21 protein-coding genes and 3 pseudogenes are annotated in these 18,334 nt (G+C 68.5%); 5 read left to right on the top strand and 19 right to left on the bottom strand.

The genetic code is table 11. The features are described 5' to 3' along the window. Positions 1–166: 166 nt before the first annotated feature. The 7 genes from ABGB19_RS04880 to ABGB19_RS04850 all read right to left on the bottom strand — a co-directional run bounded on the left by ABGB19_RS04880 (position 167) and on the right by ABGB19_RS04850 (position 4,732). A complete protein-coding gene (locus ABGB19_RS04880) occupies positions 167–1,078 on the bottom strand; it encodes an alpha/beta hydrolase (protein WP_347684552.1) in 912 nt (303 codons plus the stop codon). 9 nt (positions 1,079–1,087) lie between these two features. Then, positions 1,088–1,474, bottom strand: a complete 387-nt coding sequence (locus ABGB19_RS04875) for a DUF1304 domain-containing protein (protein ID WP_347684741.1) — start codon at positions 1,472–1,474, stop codon at positions 1,088–1,090. Beyond that, positions 1,474–2,112, bottom strand: coding sequence for a hypothetical protein (locus tag ABGB19_RS04870; RefSeq protein ID WP_347684550.1), 639 nt, complete (start codon positions 2,110–2,112; stop codon positions 1,474–1,476). Before ABGB19_RS04870 ends, ABGB19_RS04875 begins: the two co-directional genes overlap by 1 nt. Positions 2,113–2,124: 12 nt before the next feature. Next, positions 2,125–3,195 carry a Holliday junction branch migration DNA helicase RuvB gene (gene ruvB, locus ABGB19_RS04865; RefSeq protein ID WP_347684548.1) on the bottom strand — a complete coding sequence of 357 codons (1,071 nt, stop codon included), beginning with the start codon at positions 3,193–3,195 and terminating at the stop codon, positions 2,125–2,127. Beyond that, positions 3,192–3,779, bottom strand: a complete 588-nt coding sequence (gene ruvA / locus ABGB19_RS04860; RefSeq protein ID WP_347684546.1) for a Holliday junction branch migration protein RuvA — start codon at positions 3,777–3,779, stop codon at positions 3,192–3,194. Before ruvA ends, ruvB begins: the two co-directional genes overlap by 4 nt. Continuing rightward, the gene (gene ruvC / locus ABGB19_RS04855; RefSeq protein WP_347684544.1) at positions 3,776–4,351 is read right to left on the bottom strand and encodes a crossover junction endodeoxyribonuclease RuvC; all 576 of its coding nucleotides are present in this window, start codon (positions 4,349–4,351) and stop codon (positions 3,776–3,778) included. Before ruvC ends, ruvA begins: the two co-directional genes overlap by 4 nt. Before the next feature lie 75 nt (positions 4,352–4,426). Continuing rightward, positions 4,427–4,732: a hypothetical protein gene (locus ABGB19_RS04850; RefSeq protein ID WP_347684542.1), complete on the bottom strand. Its 306-nt coding sequence runs from the start codon at positions 4,730–4,732 to the stop codon at positions 4,427–4,429. Between the two features lie 129 nt (positions 4,733–4,861). Between ABGB19_RS04850 and ABGB19_RS04845 the strand changes: the two genes are divergently transcribed. Further along, a complete protein-coding gene (locus tag ABGB19_RS04845) occupies positions 4,862–6,085 on the top strand; it encodes a mechanosensitive ion channel domain-containing protein (protein ID WP_347684540.1) in 1,224 nt (407 codons plus the stop codon). On the opposite strand, the gene ABGB19_RS04840 is transcribed toward ABGB19_RS04845, so the two are convergent. Further along, positions 6,059–6,664: a helix-turn-helix domain-containing protein gene (locus tag ABGB19_RS04840; RefSeq protein WP_347684538.1), complete on the bottom strand. Its 606-nt coding sequence runs from the start codon at positions 6,662–6,664 to the stop codon at positions 6,059–6,061. The genes ABGB19_RS04845 and ABGB19_RS04840 overlap by 27 nt on opposite strands. A 64-nt stretch (positions 6,665–6,728) precedes the next feature. Here ABGB19_RS04840 and ABGB19_RS04835 point away from each other — a divergent pair, with 64 nt between their 5' ends. Then, positions 6,729–7,562 (top strand): alpha/beta hydrolase, encoded by an 834-nt coding sequence (locus tag ABGB19_RS04835; RefSeq protein ID WP_347684536.1) that lies wholly within the window; start codon positions 6,729–6,731, stop codon positions 7,560–7,562. A gap of 210 nt (positions 7,563–7,772) precedes the next feature. Further along, the gene (locus ABGB19_RS04830; protein WP_347684534.1) at positions 7,773–8,174 is read left to right on the top strand and encodes a nuclear transport factor 2 family protein; all 402 of its coding nucleotides are present in this window, start codon (positions 7,773–7,775) and stop codon (positions 8,172–8,174) included. A 6-nt stretch (positions 8,175–8,180) separates the two neighbouring features. Here the strand turns inward: ABGB19_RS04830 and ABGB19_RS04825 are convergent, their stop codons facing one another. From ABGB19_RS04825 to ABGB19_RS04815, 3 genes and pseudogenes are all read right to left on the bottom strand, one after another. Beyond that, positions 8,181–8,939 (bottom strand): YebC/PmpR family DNA-binding transcriptional regulator, encoded by a 759-nt coding sequence (locus ABGB19_RS04825; RefSeq protein ID WP_347684532.1) that lies wholly within the window; start codon positions 8,937–8,939, stop codon positions 8,181–8,183. 64 nt (positions 8,940–9,003) lie between these two features. Further along, positions 9,004–9,438 carry a hypothetical protein gene (locus ABGB19_RS04820; protein ID WP_347684530.1) on the bottom strand — a complete coding sequence of 145 codons (435 nt, stop codon included), beginning with the start codon at positions 9,436–9,438 and terminating at the stop codon, positions 9,004–9,006. After that, positions 9,435–9,770 (bottom strand): annotated as a pseudogene (locus ABGB19_RS04815) (TetR/AcrR family transcriptional regulator); the annotation flags it as partial. The pseudogene ABGB19_RS04815 and the gene ABGB19_RS04820, both read right to left, overlap by 4 nt. Between ABGB19_RS04815 and ABGB19_RS04810 the strand changes: the two are divergent. Then, positions 9,760–10,197: pseudogene (locus tag ABGB19_RS04810) on the top strand (CocE/NonD family hydrolase C-terminal non-catalytic domain-containing protein); the annotation flags it as partial. The pseudogenes ABGB19_RS04815 and ABGB19_RS04810 sit on opposite strands and share 11 nt — an antisense overlap. A 60-nt stretch (positions 10,198–10,257) precedes the next feature. Continuing rightward, entirely contained in the window at positions 10,258–11,469 is a 1,212-nt protein-coding gene (locus ABGB19_RS04805; protein ID WP_347684528.1) for an acyl-CoA dehydrogenase family protein, read from the top strand. Positions 11,470–11,528: 59 nt separating this feature from the next. Here ABGB19_RS04805 and pdxT read toward each other — a convergent pair whose 3' ends face one another. The 8 genes and pseudogenes from pdxT to ABGB19_RS04765 form a co-directional block, all read right to left on the bottom strand. Continuing rightward, a complete protein-coding gene (pdxT, locus tag ABGB19_RS04800; protein ID WP_347684525.1) occupies positions 11,529–12,113 on the bottom strand; it encodes a pyridoxal 5'-phosphate synthase glutaminase subunit PdxT in 585 nt (194 codons plus the stop codon). Continuing rightward, the gene (gene tesB, locus ABGB19_RS04795) at positions 12,110–12,949 is read right to left on the bottom strand and encodes an acyl-CoA thioesterase II (protein ID WP_347684523.1); all 840 of its coding nucleotides are present in this window, start codon (positions 12,947–12,949) and stop codon (positions 12,110–12,112) included. Before tesB ends, pdxT begins: the two co-directional genes overlap by 4 nt. Positions 12,950–12,960: 11 nt before the next feature. Next, positions 12,961–13,848: a pyridoxal 5'-phosphate synthase lyase subunit PdxS gene (gene pdxS / locus ABGB19_RS04790; RefSeq protein WP_347684521.1), complete on the bottom strand. Its 888-nt coding sequence runs from the start codon at positions 13,846–13,848 to the stop codon at positions 12,961–12,963. Between the two features lie 99 nt (positions 13,849–13,947). After that, positions 13,948–14,981: pseudogene (locus ABGB19_RS04785) on the bottom strand (NUDIX hydrolase). Then, a complete protein-coding gene (locus ABGB19_RS04780; RefSeq protein WP_347684519.1) occupies positions 14,978–16,150 on the bottom strand; it encodes a glycosyltransferase family 4 protein in 1,173 nt (390 codons plus the stop codon). Before ABGB19_RS04780 ends, ABGB19_RS04785 begins: the two are co-directional and overlap by 4 nt. Continuing rightward, a complete protein-coding gene (locus ABGB19_RS04775) occupies positions 16,150–17,088 on the bottom strand; it encodes a phosphatidylinositol mannoside acyltransferase (RefSeq protein ID WP_347684517.1) in 939 nt (312 codons plus the stop codon). Before ABGB19_RS04775 ends, ABGB19_RS04780 begins: the two co-directional genes overlap by 1 nt. Next, positions 17,085–17,750, bottom strand: coding sequence for a phosphatidylinositol phosphate synthase (pgsA, locus tag ABGB19_RS04770; protein ID WP_347684515.1), 666 nt, complete (start codon positions 17,748–17,750; stop codon positions 17,085–17,087). The genes ABGB19_RS04775 and pgsA overlap by 4 nt, the downstream gene beginning before the upstream one ends. Beyond that, positions 17,747–18,331 (bottom strand): HIT domain-containing protein, encoded by a 585-nt coding sequence (locus ABGB19_RS04765; protein ID WP_347684739.1) that lies wholly within the window; start codon positions 18,329–18,331, stop codon positions 17,747–17,749. The genes pgsA and ABGB19_RS04765 overlap by 4 nt, the downstream gene beginning before the upstream one ends. Positions 18,332–18,334: the final 3 nt, after the last annotated feature.

Below are 18,334 nucleotides of genomic sequence, written 5' to 3'. Positions count from 1 at the left end.
GCGCGACGAGTACCCGTATGAATCTCTGCATAACCGTCAATTACGTGCTGACCGGGTTGGCGTTATGCGCCTCGACGGAGATGCGGCCCGACAGGTACTGGCCGACGCATGCGAGCCGTGGGCTCGCCGGTGCGCCGACTTCACGGCTAGCCCGCTTCTGGCGCCGTCACGCCCCGGCCCGCACCCGGTCGACCACCGCAACGATGTTGTCCGCCACGAACTCCGGCTGATACAGCATCATGTTGTGCCCACTGCCCACGGAGACGACGTTCGTCGTACCCAGCGCAGCGGCCAGGAGGTGGTTCGCCTCGTGAATCTGCTCCAGCGTGTAGTTGTCCGGCCTGACCGCCTCGGGCGGCGGGAACTTGTCGGCGCTGAGCACGATGGCCGGGACCGTCGGCAGCGGCGGCGCGGCCCTGATCCGCGCGAACGCGTCGTCCATCAGCACGGCTTCGCCGCCGGGTTCGGGCGCCGTCGCGCTGTCACGTTGGAATGCCGCGTTCTGGGCGGGAGTGCCGACGGCGGGCAGGAACTCCGACGTGCCATCGACCATCACGATGCCGGCCACCAGGTCCGGATGGGTCCTGGCGAGCAGGTCGAGGACGAGCCCGCCGTAGGAGTGCGCGGCGAACACGAACGGCGCCTGCAGCTGCGCGGCGGGGATCAGCGCCAACACGTCGTCGACGTCCTGCTGAACGTGGTGCGGCTGCGGCACGGGTGTCGACCGGTCCGGCCCGTCGGGTCGCGTGTCGGGGCGGTCGTACACGCAAATCCGCGTCGTCCTCGCCACGGTGGGCTGCACGGCCCGCGGGCTCGCGACGAACTGCGCCTGCTCGATGAGGTCGTAGGGCGAGGAGCGGATCGGATCGTCCGGCGGAACAACGACATTCCACGCCTCGGCATAGCTGCCCTTGCCGGGGATGACGAACACGGTCGGCGCTCCCGTGCCCTGACAGTTCAGGAACAGCGCGCGACCGCCGCCGATGTCGACGAGCCGCGTATCCGGGGCGGCGCCACTGGACGCACACCCCGCCGCCACGACGAGGGCCACGAACGCCACGACCCATCGCCGCCCCACCCGGCGACGCTACAACGTGACGGCCACCCCCAGCAGGACTACGGCGATCAGCGGAAAAATTCCCTGGATCACGGCGGCCCGCGCCTTGTCGGGCGACGACACCAACAGCACGACGGCCGCGGCCAGCATCGACCCGACACCGGCGAAGATCAGCGCGATCCCGATGTAGTTGTAACCGAGTCCGCCGATCACGATGCCCGCAGCCGTGATGATCGCCAGAAACAGGTTGTAGAACCCCTGATTGAACGCCAGTTCCTTGGTGGCCAGCGCCTGCTCTTCGGTGATGCCGAACGTCGCGCGGGTGCGCGCCGACGTCCACGTGAAGGACTCCATCACCCAGATGTAGACGTGCAGCAGCGCCGCTAGCGTCGCGAAGAACAGCCCGGCGAAACCCATCACACACCGACACTCTCGACGCGGACCACCGGCGGTATCGCCAGCATCCCAAGGCCGGTGATGCCGACCCACGCGAGGCTGCTCAGCGCAGCGGGCAACGGGATCCACGTATGAAGCAGCGGCAGCACACCCAGGATCGCGCCGGCCGCCCACCATTTGGGCAGGACACCCGTCCGCCAGATGCCGAAGGAGGCCGCGAAAATCATTATGGCCGCGCCGATCTGACAGTAGTGGTACAGCCATACCGCCAGTGCGAGCAGCGGTTGAGTGAACTCGGTGACGGTCTCGTCACCGAACCGGACGATGGCCGCTGGATAGGCCACCTCGGCGGCGAATCCCGCAGCCGTCAACGCGAAGAAGGTCACTCCGCCGGCCAGCGCCGCATACACCTCACTGTTGGGCCCGCACGCCGAGCGCAGCATCGACACGAGAACGGCGAGAAAGAGCAGGCCGAAGAAGATGTGCAGAAGCGGGACAATGCCGTTGGCGGTGACGAAGGAGGAACCGCTGTCGTAGTACTCAACCGCCTGTTGGGCCGTCCGCGGCGCGTCCGGAGTGCCCACCACGTACGCCGGGATCATCGCCAACGCCGAGACCGCTCCACACGCGCCACCGAGCCTGATTGTGCCGCTTCCCATTTCGTTCCCTCCTCAGTCGAACAAGCCGGCTTGCCCCAGACCGCCGACCCCGGGCGGCGGTGTCATCCCGAGGTGCGTCCAGGCCTGCACGGTGGCGACGCGACCGCGCGGAGTGCGGGCGATCATCCCGGCGCGCACCAGGAACGGTTCGCAGACCTCCTCGACGGTGGTCGCCTCCTCCCCGACCGCGACGGCCAGCGTGGAGACACCGACCGGTCCACCACCGAAACTCTTGGTGAGCGCGGACAACACGGCACGGTCGAGCCGATCGAGCCCGAGCTCGTCGACGTCGTACACCTCGAGTGCCGCCTTCGCGATGTCGCGGGTGATGATGCCGTCGGCGCGCACCTCGGCATAGTCGCGCACGCGGCGCAGCAGGCGGTTGGCGATGCGTGGGGTGCCGCGCGAGCGCCGCGCGATCTCCGCGCCCGCGTCGGCGCCCAACTCGATGCCAAGGATGCCCGCCGATCGCGTCAGCACCCGTTCGAGCTCGCCGGGTTCGTAGAAGTCCATGTGGGCGGTGAACCCGAACCGGTCCCGTAGCGGGCCGGTCAGCGCACCGGACCGGGTGGTGGCCCCAACGAGGGTGAACGGCGCCACCTCCAGCGGGATCGACGTCGCCCCGGGCCCTTTGCCGACGACGACGTCGACGCGGAAGTCCTCCATCGCGAGGTAGAGCATCTCCTCGGCGGGCCGGGCGATGCGGTGGATCTCGTCGATGAAGAGCACATCGTGTTCGACGAGGTTCGACAACATCGCCGCCAGATCGCCCGCCCGTTCCAGCGCCGGCCCCGACGTGACCCGCAGCGAGGAGCCGAGTTCGGCGGCGATGATCATCGCCAGCGACGTCTTGCCCAGCCCCGGCGGGCCCGACAGCAGGATGTGATCCGGTGTGCCGCCGCGGTTCTTGGCGCCCTCGATCACCAACTGCAATTGTTCGCGCACGCGCGGCTGGCCGATGAACTCGCGCAGCGAGCGTGGGCGCAGGCTGGCGTCGATGTCGCCCTCGCCGACGGTCAGCGCGGGTGTGACCTCGCGGTCGTCGGATTCGTCGGTGAAATCGGACTCCGTGAACCGGCTCATTTGTTGCCCAACATCGACAGCGCGGCCCGCAGCGCGGTGGACTGCGTGGCCTCGGGATCGTTGGCCAACACCTTGTCGGTGGCCTCCTCGGCCTGTTTGACCGCGAAGCCGAGGCCGACAAGCGCTTCCACCACCGGACCGCGCACGGAATGACCGCCCACCGAGAACCCGCCGGACGCGCTCACGGTGCCGACCTTGTCGCGCAGGCTCAACGCCATCAGTTCGGCGGTCTTCTTGCCGACCTTCGGTATCCGGGTGAGCGCGGTGATGTCGCCCTCGCCGATCGCCTGGCGCAGCGTGGGCCCGTCGTACATGGCCAGCGCGCCCAGCGCGATGCTCGGTCCGATGCCGCTCACGCCCAGCAGGGTCAGGAACAGGTCGCGTGCGTCGGCCTCGACGAAGCCGTACAGCGTCTGGGAGTCCTCGCGCACGATCATCGCGGTGATCAACCGCGCTTCGCTGCCGCGCCGCAGCGTCGCCAGCGTCGACGGGGTGGCGATCACCTTGTAGCCGACGCCTGCGGCTTCGATGACCACATGGTCGAGTGCGATGTCGAGAACCTCACCACGGACGGATGCGATCATCGTGCCGCCTTCGCTTTCGCCTTCTGGGCCTTGAGAGTTGCCTTGTACTTCCGTTGCTGTTCGGCGGCGAGGGCTTCGGCCGCGGCCATTCGCGCGATCATCGGCGCCCGCCAGCAGTGGCAGATGGCCAGCGCCAACGCGTCGGCGGCGTCGGCGGGCGTCGGTTTGGTCTGCAGCGCAAGGATTCTGGTGACCATTGCGGTGACCTGGGCCTTGTCGGCGTTGCCGTTGCCCGTGACCGCGGCCTTGACCTCGCTGGGCGTGTGGAAGTGCACGTCTATGTCGCGTCTGGCCGCGGCGAGCGCGATGACGCCGCCCGCCTGCGCGGTGCCCATGACGGTCGAGACGTTCTGCTGGGAGAACACGCGCTCGATCGCGATGACATCGGGCCGGTGGGTGTCCATCCAGTACTCGACGGCTTCGCTGATCGTCAGCAGTCGCCGGTGCAGCGGGTCGTCGGACGGCGTACGGACCACGTCGACGTCCAACGCGATGACCTGCCGGCCCCTGCCGCTCTCGATCACCGACAGGCCGCATCGCGTCAACCCGGGGTCGACACCCATAACCCGCACGTCAGGACCCTTCTGTGAACACTTGTTCGAGAGCTTAACCGCCAGGCCGGACAGCTCCCGGCAGGACACGCGACCTCAGATGGTGAACTGCCCGCCGCGGCCGCCCGCCGTCACCTCCACCAGGATCTCGTTGACGCGACACTTCGACCCGGTCCACCCGCGGACCAGCTCGCGCCCCACTTCGTGCCCATCGCGCTCGATCACCACCGCCCAGCGCACCCCGACGAACTTGCCGATCAACCAGAACGGCCACAACGCGACGAACAACAACCCGACCAGGACGGCGAACAGGTCGGTGAAGTCAGCGAGGTCGCCGGGAAACGGCCACCAATCGCGATACACCGACCACGCCCTGCCATGCCTGTCCACGACCACTACCATCGGCCTATTTTGCTTGTCTCAGCACCGAATCCGCGTCGCGACGCCCCGGCGCCGATGTGACGTCGGCGCACAATCTCGCTAACGTCGCGCGAGGAACTGACCTCGATCCGTGGGAGCTGAACTCACCCGATGCCGGAAGACCAGGAACTTCAGTCCGCGACCAACCTCGCCGTCACCCTGACCTGGGCCGCAGGGGCCATGGTGGCCGCCTACCTGGCGGGAGTGGTGCTCAGCTGGGTGCTGGCCCGGTTCGGGCGACGCAGCGGCGCGCTGTGCGACATCGCGACGCTGACCCGCATGCCGGTGCGCACGGTGCTCATGGTGTTCGCCGCATCGATCGCGGTGAAACAGACCTCCGACGCGTCCGACTCCTGGCGCGGCTGGGTCGACCACACCCTGCTGATCATCCTGATCGCGGCCATCACCTGGCTGGTCACCAGCCTGGTACGGGTCGTGGAACGACGCATGATCGCCGCTTACGGCGGCGGCGCCGAGGAGATCTCCGACGCCGACCGCAAATGGCGCCGGGTCCGCACCCAGGTGCAGGTGCTGCGCAGGCTCGCCATCGCGGTCGTCGTCATCCTCGGCGGCGCGGCGATCCTGACGACCTTCCCGTCGTTCTCCGACATCGGCACGACGGTGTTCGCCTCGGCCGGTGTGCTCTCCGTCGTCGCGGGCCTGGCGGCGCAGACCTCGCTCGGCGCGGTGTTCGCCGGCATGCAGATCGCGTTCTCCGGCGCCATCCGAGTCGGTGACGTGGTGCAACTCGAGGACGGGCAGTGGTGGGGCCGCATCGAGGAGATCACGCTGAGCTACGTCGTCGTGCGCCTGTGGGACGAGCGCCGCCTGGTGCTCCCGTGTACGTACTTCACCACCGAACCGTTCGAGAACTGGACCCGCAGCGCCACCGAGCTGATGGGCACCGTCGAGTTCGACGTCGACTTCTTCGTGCCGTTCAACGACATGCGTGCCGAGCTGGACCGGCTGCTGGCCGAAAGCGACCTCTGGGACGGCCGCCGTGGCGTGCTGCAGGTCACCGACGCCGTCGGCGGCGTGGTGCGCGTGCGGATCGTGGTCAGCGCCGACAACGCAGGCGCGCTGTTCGACCTGCGCTGTGCAATCCGCGAAGGCATGGTCAACTGGGTGCAGCGCACCAGCGGCGCGGCCCCGATGCAGCGCATCGAGCCGGCGACGCCGTCGGAGCACGCCGCGGACCAGGGCCGCGAGCGGGAGGCGCCCCGCGTATCGCCGGGCATGTTCTCGGGCAGCCCTGAGGCCGACGAGCGCGCCCGCGCCTTCGACCATTCCGACGACCACGCCGACCAGTTAGCCCGCACCAACGGCCGCGGCTGAGCGCGGCGCCAACGCGACGCCCCGATAGCGCGGGGCCAGCGCGGCGCCCGCGGCCAGCAGCGGCTCGGTGCTGCGCAGGGTGCGGGCGAGCACGAACGCCCCCTCCAACGCCGCGATCAGGGCCAGCGTCACCTCGCGGGCCTGCGTGTCGGGGAGCCCGCGCGTGACGAAGTAGGCCGCGCCGCCGTCGATCCAGCCGCCGAACACCGACGCCGTCGTCTGGCGGAGGTCCTCGACGGTGTCGGCGACCTCGGCCGCGACGCTGGCGACGGGGCACATGTTGGCGAAGCCGGTGCCTGCCATGTCGTCGGCCGCCTGGCGGAACACACCGTCGATGGCGGCGCCGAGATCGGCGTAACCGTCGACGATCGACGGGATGAGCAGGCCGTACGCCGCCCCGGCGTTGAGCAGCGCCTCGCGCGCGATCTGCGCCTTCCCGCCGCGGAAGTGGTGGTACAGCGATCCGATCGGAGCGCCGGACGCCGCGGCGATGTCCTTCATGCCGACGGCCGCGTAGCCTTTGTGGCGCATCAGCTCGGCCGCGGCGGTCAGGATCGATTCCCGGGTGGATCTTGCCATCGACGCCTCCTACGGACAGACTAGAGCATACGTTCTAGAATCAGCGTTCTAATGAGAGGCCGCCATGCCGACCGTCGACGTCACCGCCGGAACCGTCCAGTACCGCGACGAGGGTGACCCGGGCGGTCCGCCCGTCGTCCTGCTGCACGGCCTGCTGATGAACGACACCCAGTGGGATCTCGTGCTGCCACTGCTGCCGCCGGAGTTCCGCTATCTGCTTCCCGTGCTGCCGATGGGCGGCCACCGCATTCCCATGCGCGACGACGCGGACCTGACCCTTTCAGGCATGGTCAACATCGTCGCGGACTTCCTCGACGCACTGAACCTGTCCGACGTCACCCTCGTCGTCTCCGACTGGGGCGGGCCCCTGTTTCTGACCGACATCGGCCGCGACAAACGGGTTGCGCGGCTGGTCATCTGCCCGTCGGAGGCCTTCGACAACTTCCCGCCGGGCTTCCCCGGCAAGGTCGCGTGGTTGGCCAGCCGAACGACTCAGACGGTGTCCCTGGCGATGCGCCAACTGAGAATCGGCTGGCTGCGCAGGCAGTGGTTCATGTTCGGCCAGATGGCGAAGAAGCCGCTTCCGCAGAGCATCGTCGACAACTGGATGGCGGCGGGACTCACCGACGCCAGGATCCGACGCGACCTCGTCAAGTACTGCCGAACCAGATTCGACGGCGCCGACCTGATTCGGGCCACCGAACGACTGCGTGAATTCGACGGTCCGGCGCTGGTGTTGTGGAGCCGCAACCCCGTGATGCCGACCGATCACGCGGATCGGCTGAAAGCGTTGCTGCCCCGGGCAACGGTGCGCTACGTCGACGACGCATATGTACTCGTGATGCTCGATCAGCCGCAGCAGACGGCCACGGCAATCGGCGAGTTCCTCACTGGCTAGGCAGAATCCGCGGCGTACTGCGCGGCGCCGGACTGTATGGACGCCGCCTTCCAGCCGCGCACCTTCTCGCGGCCGACCACCGTGCCATCCCGTTCGACGCGGATCTCCCAGGCCACCCCGAGCCATTCGAGGGCGAGCCAGAACCATCACCTTGGCCCATGGGAGCGGTCTCCGATCTGTCGCCGATGCCGGTTAGCAGATAATCAAGCGATGCCGTTCCGGGGTCCCGCCGAGGACAGACAACTCATTCGCGAGCGTTTCGAGGTCTACAGCGATGCAGTGATCCGCCAAGACCTCGACACCTATCTGGCGTGTTGGGCCGACGACTGCCGTCGCACCGGATCCGGCGGCGAGTGCGCCGGTAAGGACGCCCTGCGCGCGCACTGGCATCAGATCTTCGGCGCCGTCGAGCAGATGATGTTCTTCACCCAGATGGCCTCGCTGACCGTGGAGGCCGACCGGGCGAGCGCGCGGTCGTACTGCCTGGAGATCCTGCAGGTGCGCGATCAGTCGACCCGACGGCTGGTCGGCGAGTACACCGACGAACTCGTCAGGGTCGACGGGGACTGGCTGTTCGCCCATCGCCACTACCGCGTGGCGATGACCTTCTAGTCCTCGCTAGTCCTCGTTGTCGAGTTCGGCCGCGACGTCGTCGGGGATCTCGATGTTGGTGTAGACGTCCTGGACGTCGTCGAGGTCTTCGAGCGCGTCGACGAGCTTCATGATCTTGCGGGCCCCGTCGGCGTTGAGCGGAACGGTGACCGACGGCTCGAAGCCGGCCTCGGCCGACTCGTAGTCGATCCCCGCATCCTGTAGCGCGGTGCGCACGGCAACGAGATCGCTTGGCTCGCAAAGGATCTCGAAGGTATCGTCGAGATCGTTGACGTCTTCTGCGCCGGCCTCGAGCACGGCCGTCAGCACGTCGTCCTCGGTGAGGCCGTTCTTCTCCAACGTGATGAGGCCCTTGCGGGAGAACAGGTAGGCCACCGATCCCGGGTCGGCCATGTTGCCGCCGTTGCGGGTCATCGCCACGCGCACCTCACCGGCGGCGCGGTTGCGGTTGTCGGTCAGGCACTCGATGAGCACCGCGACGCCGTTGGGTCCGTAGCCCTCGTAGGTGATGTTCTGATACTCGGCGCCGCCGGCCTCCTCGCCGCTGCCGCGCTTGCGGGCCCGTTCGATGTTGTCGTTGGGCACCGACGACTTCTTCGCCTTCTGGATCGCGTCGTAGAGCGTCGGGTTGCCCGCCGGGTCACCTCCGCCGACGCGGGCGGCCACCTCGACGTTCTTGATCAGCTTGGCGAACATCTTGCCGCGGCGTGCGTCGATGACGGCCTTCTTGTGCTTGGTGGTGGCCCACTTGGAATGGCCGCTCATCAGGTATGACCTTCTTTCGCTGACTGCAAAGTCCGGTCAACGAGTCTACGTGGACTCGCTCGGCCTACCGAACCGCGTCGAGCGGGGTGATCGCGACGACCCGGTAGCCCGCCGCGGCGGGCCAGCCGATGTGGCCCTGAACGTGGATCTGGATCCAGGTCGGCGCACCGGACGGGTCGTCGGTAAAGGTCGCCGCGGCGTCGACGATCGCGCCCGTCTCTCCCGAGGCTTGCAGGACGACCGACACGGACAGCGTCGGACCGCCCAGCGTGGCCCGGTTGTACGCAAGACTGTCCGGGATGAAGAACGATGCCGAGAAGTTCGGCGTCCGAATACCTTTCGGCGCGTTCGGCGCCCTGCGCAGCATGAGGCCGGAAACGATGGGTTTGCCGTCGAACCAGGCGGTGCCGGTGTATTCGGTGCGGCGGGCCTCACCACCGGCCGCGAGGCGCACGATCGTATCGATGCGCGGCTGCGGCTCGACCTCGACCATCGTCATATCAGCGTCCCATCGATGTAGTGCTGGAGGTTGGGCGCCACCGCCCTGACAAGGTCATCTTCGCTCATCGAGGCGACTGGTTCGATCGCCCACACGAAGCGCATCATCGCCAGCCCCATGATCTGCGAGGAGATCAGCCCGCTGCGCTTTCGCCGGTCGGCCTCGTCGACGCCGAGTTGCGACACCCCCATGAGGCCGCTCTCGACGACGCGGCGCAGCTTCTCGCGCGTCGTCTCGTCGTGCGCCGCGGTGAGCAGGACCGCCCGCAGCACCGGGCCGATCTCGTCGTCGCGCCAGGCCGCGAGCATGCGCCGCAGCAGGGCGGCGCCGAGGTCGCTGGTCGACGTCGTGGGCGAGATCGAGCTGCGCCTCGTCGCCTCGGCAACCGCGGTCGACACCGCGTGGATCGCCACCCTTCAAGACGTCGCGCCCGATGGCGAGGTGACCGATGTGACGGCGGGCTGGCTGCGCGCGAGCCTGCGCGGGGTCGACGAGTCGTCCAGCACCCCCGGGGCGCCGGTGCTGCCGTGCCGGTCGCCGATCGCGGTGCCGATCGGTCACGACGTGGAGTACCGGATACCCCTTGTGCCCAATGCCCGCCGCTTCGCGGCGGGACACCGGATCCAGTTGGTGCTGACGAGCGACGACCAGGACCCGTCGATGCCCGCGATCATGAACTTTCGGCATGCCAGCGTCGGCACCAGCAGCGTGAACACGGTGCGGTCGTCGTCCCGGCTGCTGCTCCCGGTACAGGCGTGACTGCTGTTACCGCGGACACAGCACTAGCCGACCTAACTTACTCTGAAGTAAGATCCGTCCATGTCGTTCTCGCTTGAGCTGCCGCCCGATCTCGTCCACATCCGCGACTGGGTGCACGAGTTCGCCTCCGACGTGATCCGGCCGGCCGCGGCCGAGTGGGACGAACGCGAGGAGACACCGTGGCCGATCATCCAGGAGGCGGCCAAGGTGGGCCTCTACTCCATGGAGTTCTTCGCCGAACAGTCCGCCGAGCCCTCGGGCCTGGGCATGCTGACCGTGTTCGAGGAGATGTTCTGGGGTGACGCCGGTATCGCGCTGTCGATCCTGGGCACCGGCCTGGCGGCGGCGTCGCTGGCGGCCAACGGGACACCCGAGCAGATGGGCGAATGGCTGCCGCAGATGTTCGGCACCGTCGACGACCCGAAGGTCGCGTCGTTCTGCTCGTCGGAACCCGGCGCCGGTTCGGACGTCGGCGCGATCCTTACGAAGGCGCGCTACGACGAGGCCAAGGACGAGTGGGTGCTCAACGGCACCAAGACGTGGGCCACCAACGGCGGCATCGCCGACGTGCACGTCGTCGTCGCGTCGGTGTATCCCGACCTCGGCACGCGTGGGCAGGCGACGTTCATCATCCCGCCGAACACCCCGGGCTTCCGGCAGGGCCAGAAGTTCCTCAAGCACGGCATCCGGGCGTCACACACCGCCGAGGTGGTGCTCGAGGATGTGCGCATCCCCGGCAGTCTGATCGTCGGCGGCCGCGAGAAGTTCGAGGAACGCATCGCGCGGGTGCGCGAAGGCAAGAGCGGCAAGGGCCAGGCCGCGCTGGCGACGTTCGAACGGACCCGGCCCTCGGTCGGGGCGATGGCGGTCGGCGTGGCCCGCGCGGCGTATGAGTACGCGCTGGACTACGCCCGCCAGCGCGAGCAGTTCGGCCGCAAGATCGGTGAGTTCCAGGCCATCGCCTTCAAGTTGGCCGACATGAAGGCCCGCGTAGACGCGGCCCGGCTATTGGTGTGGCGGGCCGGCTGGATGGCGCGCAACGGGGTGCCGTTCGAGAACGCCGAGGGCTCAATGGCCAAGCTGGTCGCCAGCGAGACGGCGGTGTACGTCACCGACGAGGCCATCCAGATTCTCGGCGGCAACGGCTACACCCGCGAGTACCCGGTCGAGCGGATGCACCGCGACGCCAAGATCTTCACGATCTTCGAGGGCACCAGCGAGATCCAGCGATTGGTGATCGGCCGTGCGGTCACGGGCCTGGCAATCCGCTGACCCCGGGGCGATTTGTGCGTGAAATCGTGCGGTGAGCGCACGTTTTGACGCACAAGTCGCTAGAGCAGGTCGACGAAGAGCTTGTGGATGCGGCGGTCGCCGGTCATCTCCGGGTGGAATGCCGTCGCGAGCCGCTGCCCCTGCCGCACCGCGACGATGTGGCCCGCGGCCTCACCGAGCACCTCGACGTCGGGGCCCACGCGTTCGACCCACGGCGCCCGGATGAACACCGCGTGCACGGGTCCGGCGACGCCGGCGAACTCGATGTCGTCCTCGAACGAATCGACCTGACGGCCGAAGGCGTTGCGCCGCACGGTCATATCGATCCCCCGCAACGGCGCCGCATCGCGCCCTTCCACGCCGGCGTCGAGGATCTCCGAGGCCAGCAGGATCATCCCCGCACACGAGCCGTAGGCCGGCATGCCCTCGGCCAGCCGGGCCCGCAGCGGCTCGAGCAGATCGAGCTCGCGCAGCAGGTGACTCATCGCGGTGGACTCGCCACCGGGGATCACCAGCGCGTCGACGGCGTCGAGTTCACGCAGCCGTCGCACCGTCGACGCCTCCGCGCCGGCCTCGCGCAGCGCCGCCAGGTGCTCGCGGGTGTCGCCCTGCAGCGCCAACACGCCGACGTGCGGCGTGCTCATGGCGTGTAGTCGCGCTTGTAGCGGGTCAGTCCCTCCTGCATGACCGCCGCCACCATCTCGCCGTACTGGTTGAAAAGCTTGCCCTGCGTGAGCGATCGGCCGCCCGACGCCGAAGGTGACGACTGGTCGTAGAGGAGCCATTCGTCGGCCCGGAACGGCCGCATGAACCACATCGCGTGGTCCAGTGACGCCACCATCAGGTGCTTGCGCTCCTCGGTGTGGTTGACCTGCGCCGAGCCGAGCAGGGTCAGATCGCTCAGGTACGCCAACGCACAGATGTGCAGGACGTGGTCATCGGGCAGCGGATCGCGGTGGCGGAACCAGACCTGTTGCTGGGACGCCTTGCCGGGCAGCAGCGTCATCTGGTCGCGTGGAACGATGCGGACATCCCACTCCGCGAACTGCGCGAAGCCCGCGTCGTCGAACACGCTGCCCTTCCTGATGAAGTTCGGCAGATCGTCGGGCGGCGGCGCGACGGGCATGACGTCCTGGTGCTCGATGCCACTCTGGTCGGTCTGAAACGACGCCGACATCGAGAAAATGGTCTCGCCGTGCTGAATCGCGTTGACACGACGGGTGACGAACGACCCGCCGTCCCGCAGTCGCTCGACGATGTACACCGTCGGAGCCTTGGCGTCCCCCGGGCGAAGGAAGTAGCCGTGCAACGAATGCACCTGGAATTCCGGCTTGACCGTGCGAACGGCGGAAACCAGCGACTGTCCTGCGACGTGACCGCCGAAAGTGCGCTGCAGAAAGCCGGATTCGGGGCTGAAAACGCTGCCTCGGTAGATGTTGACCTCGAGTTGTTCGAGGTCAAGAATCTCTTCGATCGCCATGGGTTGAAGTATTACCAGCCTCGTTCGGCGAGCCGGTGCGGGGCTGCGACGTCCTCAACGTTGATGCCGACCATGGCTTCGCCCAGTCCGCGCGAAACCTTCGCCAGCACATCGGGATCGTCGTAGAACGTGGTGGCCTTGACGATCGCGGCGGCGCGCGCGGCAGGGTCGCCGGCCTTGAAGATGCCCGAGCCGACGAACACGCCCTCGGCTCCGAGTTGCATCATCATCGCCGCGTCGGCCGGGGTGGCGATGCCGCCGGCGGTGAACAGCGTCACCGGCAGCTTGCCTGCCCGCGCCACCTCCACGACCAGGTCGTAGGGCGCCTGCAATTCCTTTGCCGCGACGTACAATTCGTCTTCCGACAGCGAGGTGAGCCGGCGGATCTCGCCGCCGATCTTGCGCATGTGGGTCGTCGCATTGGACACGTCGCCGGTGCCCGCCTCGCCCTTGGAGCGGATCATCGCCGCACCTTCGGTGATGCGGCGCAGCGCCTCACCCAGATTGGTCGCCCCGCAGACGAACGGCACGGTGAACTTCCACTTGTCGACGTGGTGGGTGTAGTCGGCGGGGGTCAGCACCTCGGACTCATCGATGTAGTCCACACCGAGGCTCTGCAGGATCTGCGCCTCGACGAAATGGCCGATGCGCACCTTGGCCATCACCGGGATGGTCACCGCGGAGATGATGCCCTCGATGAGATCGGGATCACTCATTCGCGCGACGCCGCCCTGGGCGCGGATGTCGGCGGGCACCCGCTCGAGCGCCATGACGGCCACCGCCCCGGCGCCCTCGGCGATACGGGCCTGCTCCGGCGTGACGACGTCCATGATCACGCCGCCCTTGAGCATCTCGGCCATGCCACGCTTGACCCGGGCGGTTCCGGTCTGAGACCTCATCTCTCCGACCCCGTTTTCCGGTGCGGTATTCACTGCTATCTCCTCCGAATCGCTACTGATTCAGTTTAAAGGCGGGTGCAAATGCATTGAATCCGCACTTCAGCGGATCGACTGCAACTCTCGCCGCGGGACACCGCCGCGCGCGTCGGCGATGGCGTTGGCTTGTTCCAGCAATTCGCCGAGTTGCAGCGGATAGACGGTTTCGCCCGTGGCGACCAGCTCGTCGATCATTGTCGCATCACACCAGCGATGGCCGTGAATCGTGCGCCGCTCGAGCGCGGTGTGGCCACCGGTCGACGGCTCGAACCGCGCGGTGCGGTGAACGAAGAACAACTCTTCACTGCGGATCATCGCGCCGTCGAACTCGAACACCGACTCGCGCCGCCACAGGGGGCCGACCAGATCGGCGGTCTCGACCCGCAGCCCGGTCTCCTCGGCGATCTCTCGTGCCGCGGCGTCGGCCAGCGACTCTCCGGGCTCCACCGCACCACCGACGGTGAACCACCATCGCGGCGCGTCGACGAGGGCCGGGTCGGAGCCGCCGAACAACAGCACCGCACCGGACTCGTCGAGCAGGACCACCCGGGCCGACGTCCGCCAGCTCATCGGTGTTCGACTCCGGGCGGCGACACCTCGACCCGTTCGACGATCTCGAAATACGTTGGCAGCGCGGCCGTTCCCCCGAGTCGCAGGATCCGCACCGCCGGCCGTTCGCGCAGCGCGAGCGTGTCGCGGACCGCGTCGTTGTGGAAGCGGCGGGCCAGCAGTACCCGCGCTTCGGCGTCGGCCATCTCGGCCACCAGCGGCAGCGGCAGCGCCGCCGGGTCCACCGCCGCCAGCGCCGCCGACAACTCGTTCTCGGCAGCCTCGCGCGCCGGCCGCGGCGCACGCTCGGCGACGGCGGCCAGCGCCGCGAGCCGCTTGCCCTCCGGAGCAGCGCCGTAGGCGTCGACGGCGACCGCGCGGGCCACCACGGCGCGCCGGGCCAGGGCCGCGTCGAGCGCCTGCCAGGACAGGTCGTAGCGCACATGCAGCCGGTCCAGGCGGTTCGCGGTCTGATATGCCCAGCCACCGACCGCGAGGATGACCACGACCAGCACCGCCAGTGCGATCACCACGATCCAGGTGATCACCGCACGCCTCCGCTCATCCGGCGGGCCTTGGCCCTGGTGCCGCCCTCACCGGCCACCGTCACCTTGGTCCCCGAACCGGAGACGGTCTCGTACACCCGCATGATCTCCCGCGCCACCACCGACCAGTCGTAGCGCCGCACGGCATCGGAGGCGGTCGCGATGTAGCGCTCGCGTAGCGCGTCGTTGCCGAGCACTTCGATCAGCCCGTCGGCCAGCGCCTCGGCGTCGTCGACCGGTACCAGCCGTCCCGCGTCCCCCTCGGCCAGCACCCGCCGGAAGGCGTCCAGGTCGCTGGCCACCACCGCCGTGCCCGCGGCCATCGCCTCGACGAGCACGATGCCGAAGCTCTCGCCGCCGGTGTGCGGCGCGCAGTACACGTCGGCACTGCGCATGGCCGACGCCTTCGCCGGGTCGTCGACCTGGCCGAGGAATCGCAGGTGCTCGGCCAGTTGCCCTGCGCTGTCGCGTAATTCGTCCTCGTCGCCGCGGCCCACCACCAGAACCTCGACATCGGGGAACCGCTCGACCAGCCGCGGCAACGCGCGCAGCAGGACGGCCATGCCCTTGCGCGGTTCGTCGTAGCGGCCCAGGAACAGCACCGACTTACCGGCCCTCGGGTACCCCTCGAGTGGTGGCGCCTCGGCGAACGACGCCACGTCGACGCCGTTGGGTATCTCGACGGCGTCGCTGCCCAGCGCCTCCATCTGCCAGCGCCGCGCCAGGTCCGACACCGCGATGCGCCCGACGATCTTCTCGTGCATCGGGCGCAGGATCGGCTCGAACACACTGAGCGTCAACGACTTCGTGGTCGAGGTGTGGAACGTCGCCACGATGGGACCCTCGGCGATGTTGAGCGCGAGCATCGACAGGCTCGGCGCGTTGGGCTCGTGCAGGTGCAGCACGTCGAACCGGCCGTCGGCCAGCCACCGTTTCACCAGGCGGTGGGTGGCGGGCCCGAACCGCAGCCGCGCCACCGAGCCGTTGTACGGGATGGGCACCGCCTTGCCGCCCGAGACGACGTAGTCGGGCAGGTCCGCGCCCGGTGACGACGGCGCCAGGACACTGACGTCGTGGCCGCGGTCGTGCATCACCGACGCGAGCTGCAGCACGTGCGACTGCACTCCCCCTGGCACGTCGAAGGAGTACGGGCAGACCATGCCGATGCGCACTAGCCGGCCTCCAGTGCGGCGCGCCGCGCCGCAGGCAGGTCGGCCAGCCACTGCGGCTGCATCATGTGCCAGTCGGCCGGATGCGCGGCGATGTTGCGCGCGAACCGGTCCGCCAGCGCCTGGGTGAGGACGGTGACGTCGCCCGCCGAGGCGTCCACCTCCGGGTACACCTGCATACCCCAGCCGTCGCGGTCATACCAGCAGTGCACGGGCAGCAGCGCCGCGCCCGTCGCGATCGCGAGCTTGGCCGAGCCCGCGGGCATGCGCGTGGGTTCGCCGAAGAAGTCCACCTGCACCCCGTTGCGGCTGAGGTCGCGGTCGGCCATCAGACACACCACGCCGTTGTCGCGCAGTCGCTCCGCGAGCACCTCGAACGGCGGCCGCTCACCGCCGGTCAGCGGCACGACCTCGAAACCCAGACTCTCCCGGTAGGCGACGAACCGGTTGTACAGCGACTCCGGCTTGAGTCGCTCGGCGACGGTGGTGAACGTGCCGTAATTCTGTACCAGCCACACCCCGGCCATGTCCCAGTTGCCGCTGTGCGGTAGAGCCAGGACCGCACCGCGTCCGGCATCGAGCGCCGACCACACGCGGTCGATGTCGTGCACGACGAGTTCACGGCCGAGCGCTTCGTGGTCCATGGTCGGCAACCGGAAAGCCTCCCGCCAGTACCGGGCGTAGGAGGCCAGCGAAGCACGAATCAGCCCGTCCGGCACCCGCTCGGGCGGTACGCCGACCACCCTGGCGAGGTTCTTGCGCAGCTGCTCCGGCCCGCCGTCACGCGCCACGTAGTGCGCGCCCGCGTCGAAAGCGTTGCGCGCCAAGAGTTCCGGCATCGCACGCACGAGTCGCCAACCCGCGGCATACCCCCAGTCCGAGAATCGGCCACCCAGCGGGTTGGCGCGATCCGCCGTCGGCCCCGAGGGCGTGGTCGTCACGGCTCCTCCGCCTCGCTCTCACCATCGGTGTCGGGTTTGACGAGCCGGTCCATGGCGCCCGGCGACGTCCGCACGCTGTGCACCCGCTGTCCAAGCGTGATCAGGCTGGTCACGGCCAGCAGCCACATCGCCGCGTGCAACAGCCACGGCACCGAGAACAGACCGGACAGGCCGGCGCCGAGCAGCACGATGATCAGTCGCTCGGGCCGCTCGATCAGCCCGCCCTCGGCGGACAGGCCGCTGGCCTCGGCGCGCGCCTTGATGTAGGAGATCACCTGGGAGGTGACCAGACAGATCGCCGTGGCGACCACCAGCGACGCGCTTTGCATGCCGAACGCCGCCCACCACAGCAGGCCGCAGAAGATGGCGCCGTCGCTGATGCGGTCGCAGGTGGCGTCGAGCACCGCCCCGAAGCGGGTGCCGCCGCCCCGCTGACGCGCCATCGCCCCGTCGAGCATGTCGGCGAGCACGAAGATCCACACCGCGAACGCGCCCCACCAGAGCTGACCGATGGGGAACAACGTGAGCGCGCCGAGCACCGATCCGGCGGTGCCCAGGATCGTGATGCTGTCGGGCGTGAAGCCGGCTTTCAGCGCGCCCTTGGCGATGGGCGTGCTCAGCTTCTCGTACGCCGCCCGGGTCATCAGATAGAAGTCGCTCACTTCTGTTTGGTCCACTCCGTCGCCAGCAGTTCACGGGTCTCACGCAACAACTGCGGCACCACCTTGGAACCGCCGATGATCGTGATGAAGTTGGCGTCGCCGCTCCAGCGCGGCACCACGTGCATGTGCAGATGCTCGGCCAGCGAGCCGCCCGCCGACCTGCCGAGGTTCAGCCCGACGTTGAACCCGTGCGGATTCGACACCGCCTTGATCACGCGAATCATCTTCTGCGTGAACGACATCAACTCGAAGCTTTCGTCGGCGGTGAGGTCCTCCAGCTCCGATACCTGGCGGTACGGCACCACCATCGAGTGGCCGGGGTTGTACGGGTACAGGTTGAGCACCACGTAGACCGACTCACCGCGCGCCACCACCAACCCCTCCTCGTCGGGCATGGTCGGGATGTCGGTGAACGGCTGCGGGGAGCCCGCCGAGCCCCCCTTCAGCGGACCCTCGGCGATGTAGCTCATCCGGTGCGGCGTCCAGAGCCGCTGCAGGTGATCGGGGTCACCGACGCCGCGGTCGATGATTGTCTGCTCCTCGCCCGAGCCCTCATCGGCGGTTGCCTGCTCTTCGCGCAAGCG

Source organism: Mycobacterium sp. B14F4 (assembly GCF_039871645.1).
Taxonomy (GTDB): domain Bacteria; phylum Actinomycetota; class Actinomycetes; order Mycobacteriales; family Mycobacteriaceae; genus Mycobacterium.
The sequence above is the reverse complement of the archived record's forward strand: the minus strand, read 5'-3'. Positions and strand labels throughout refer to the sequence as shown.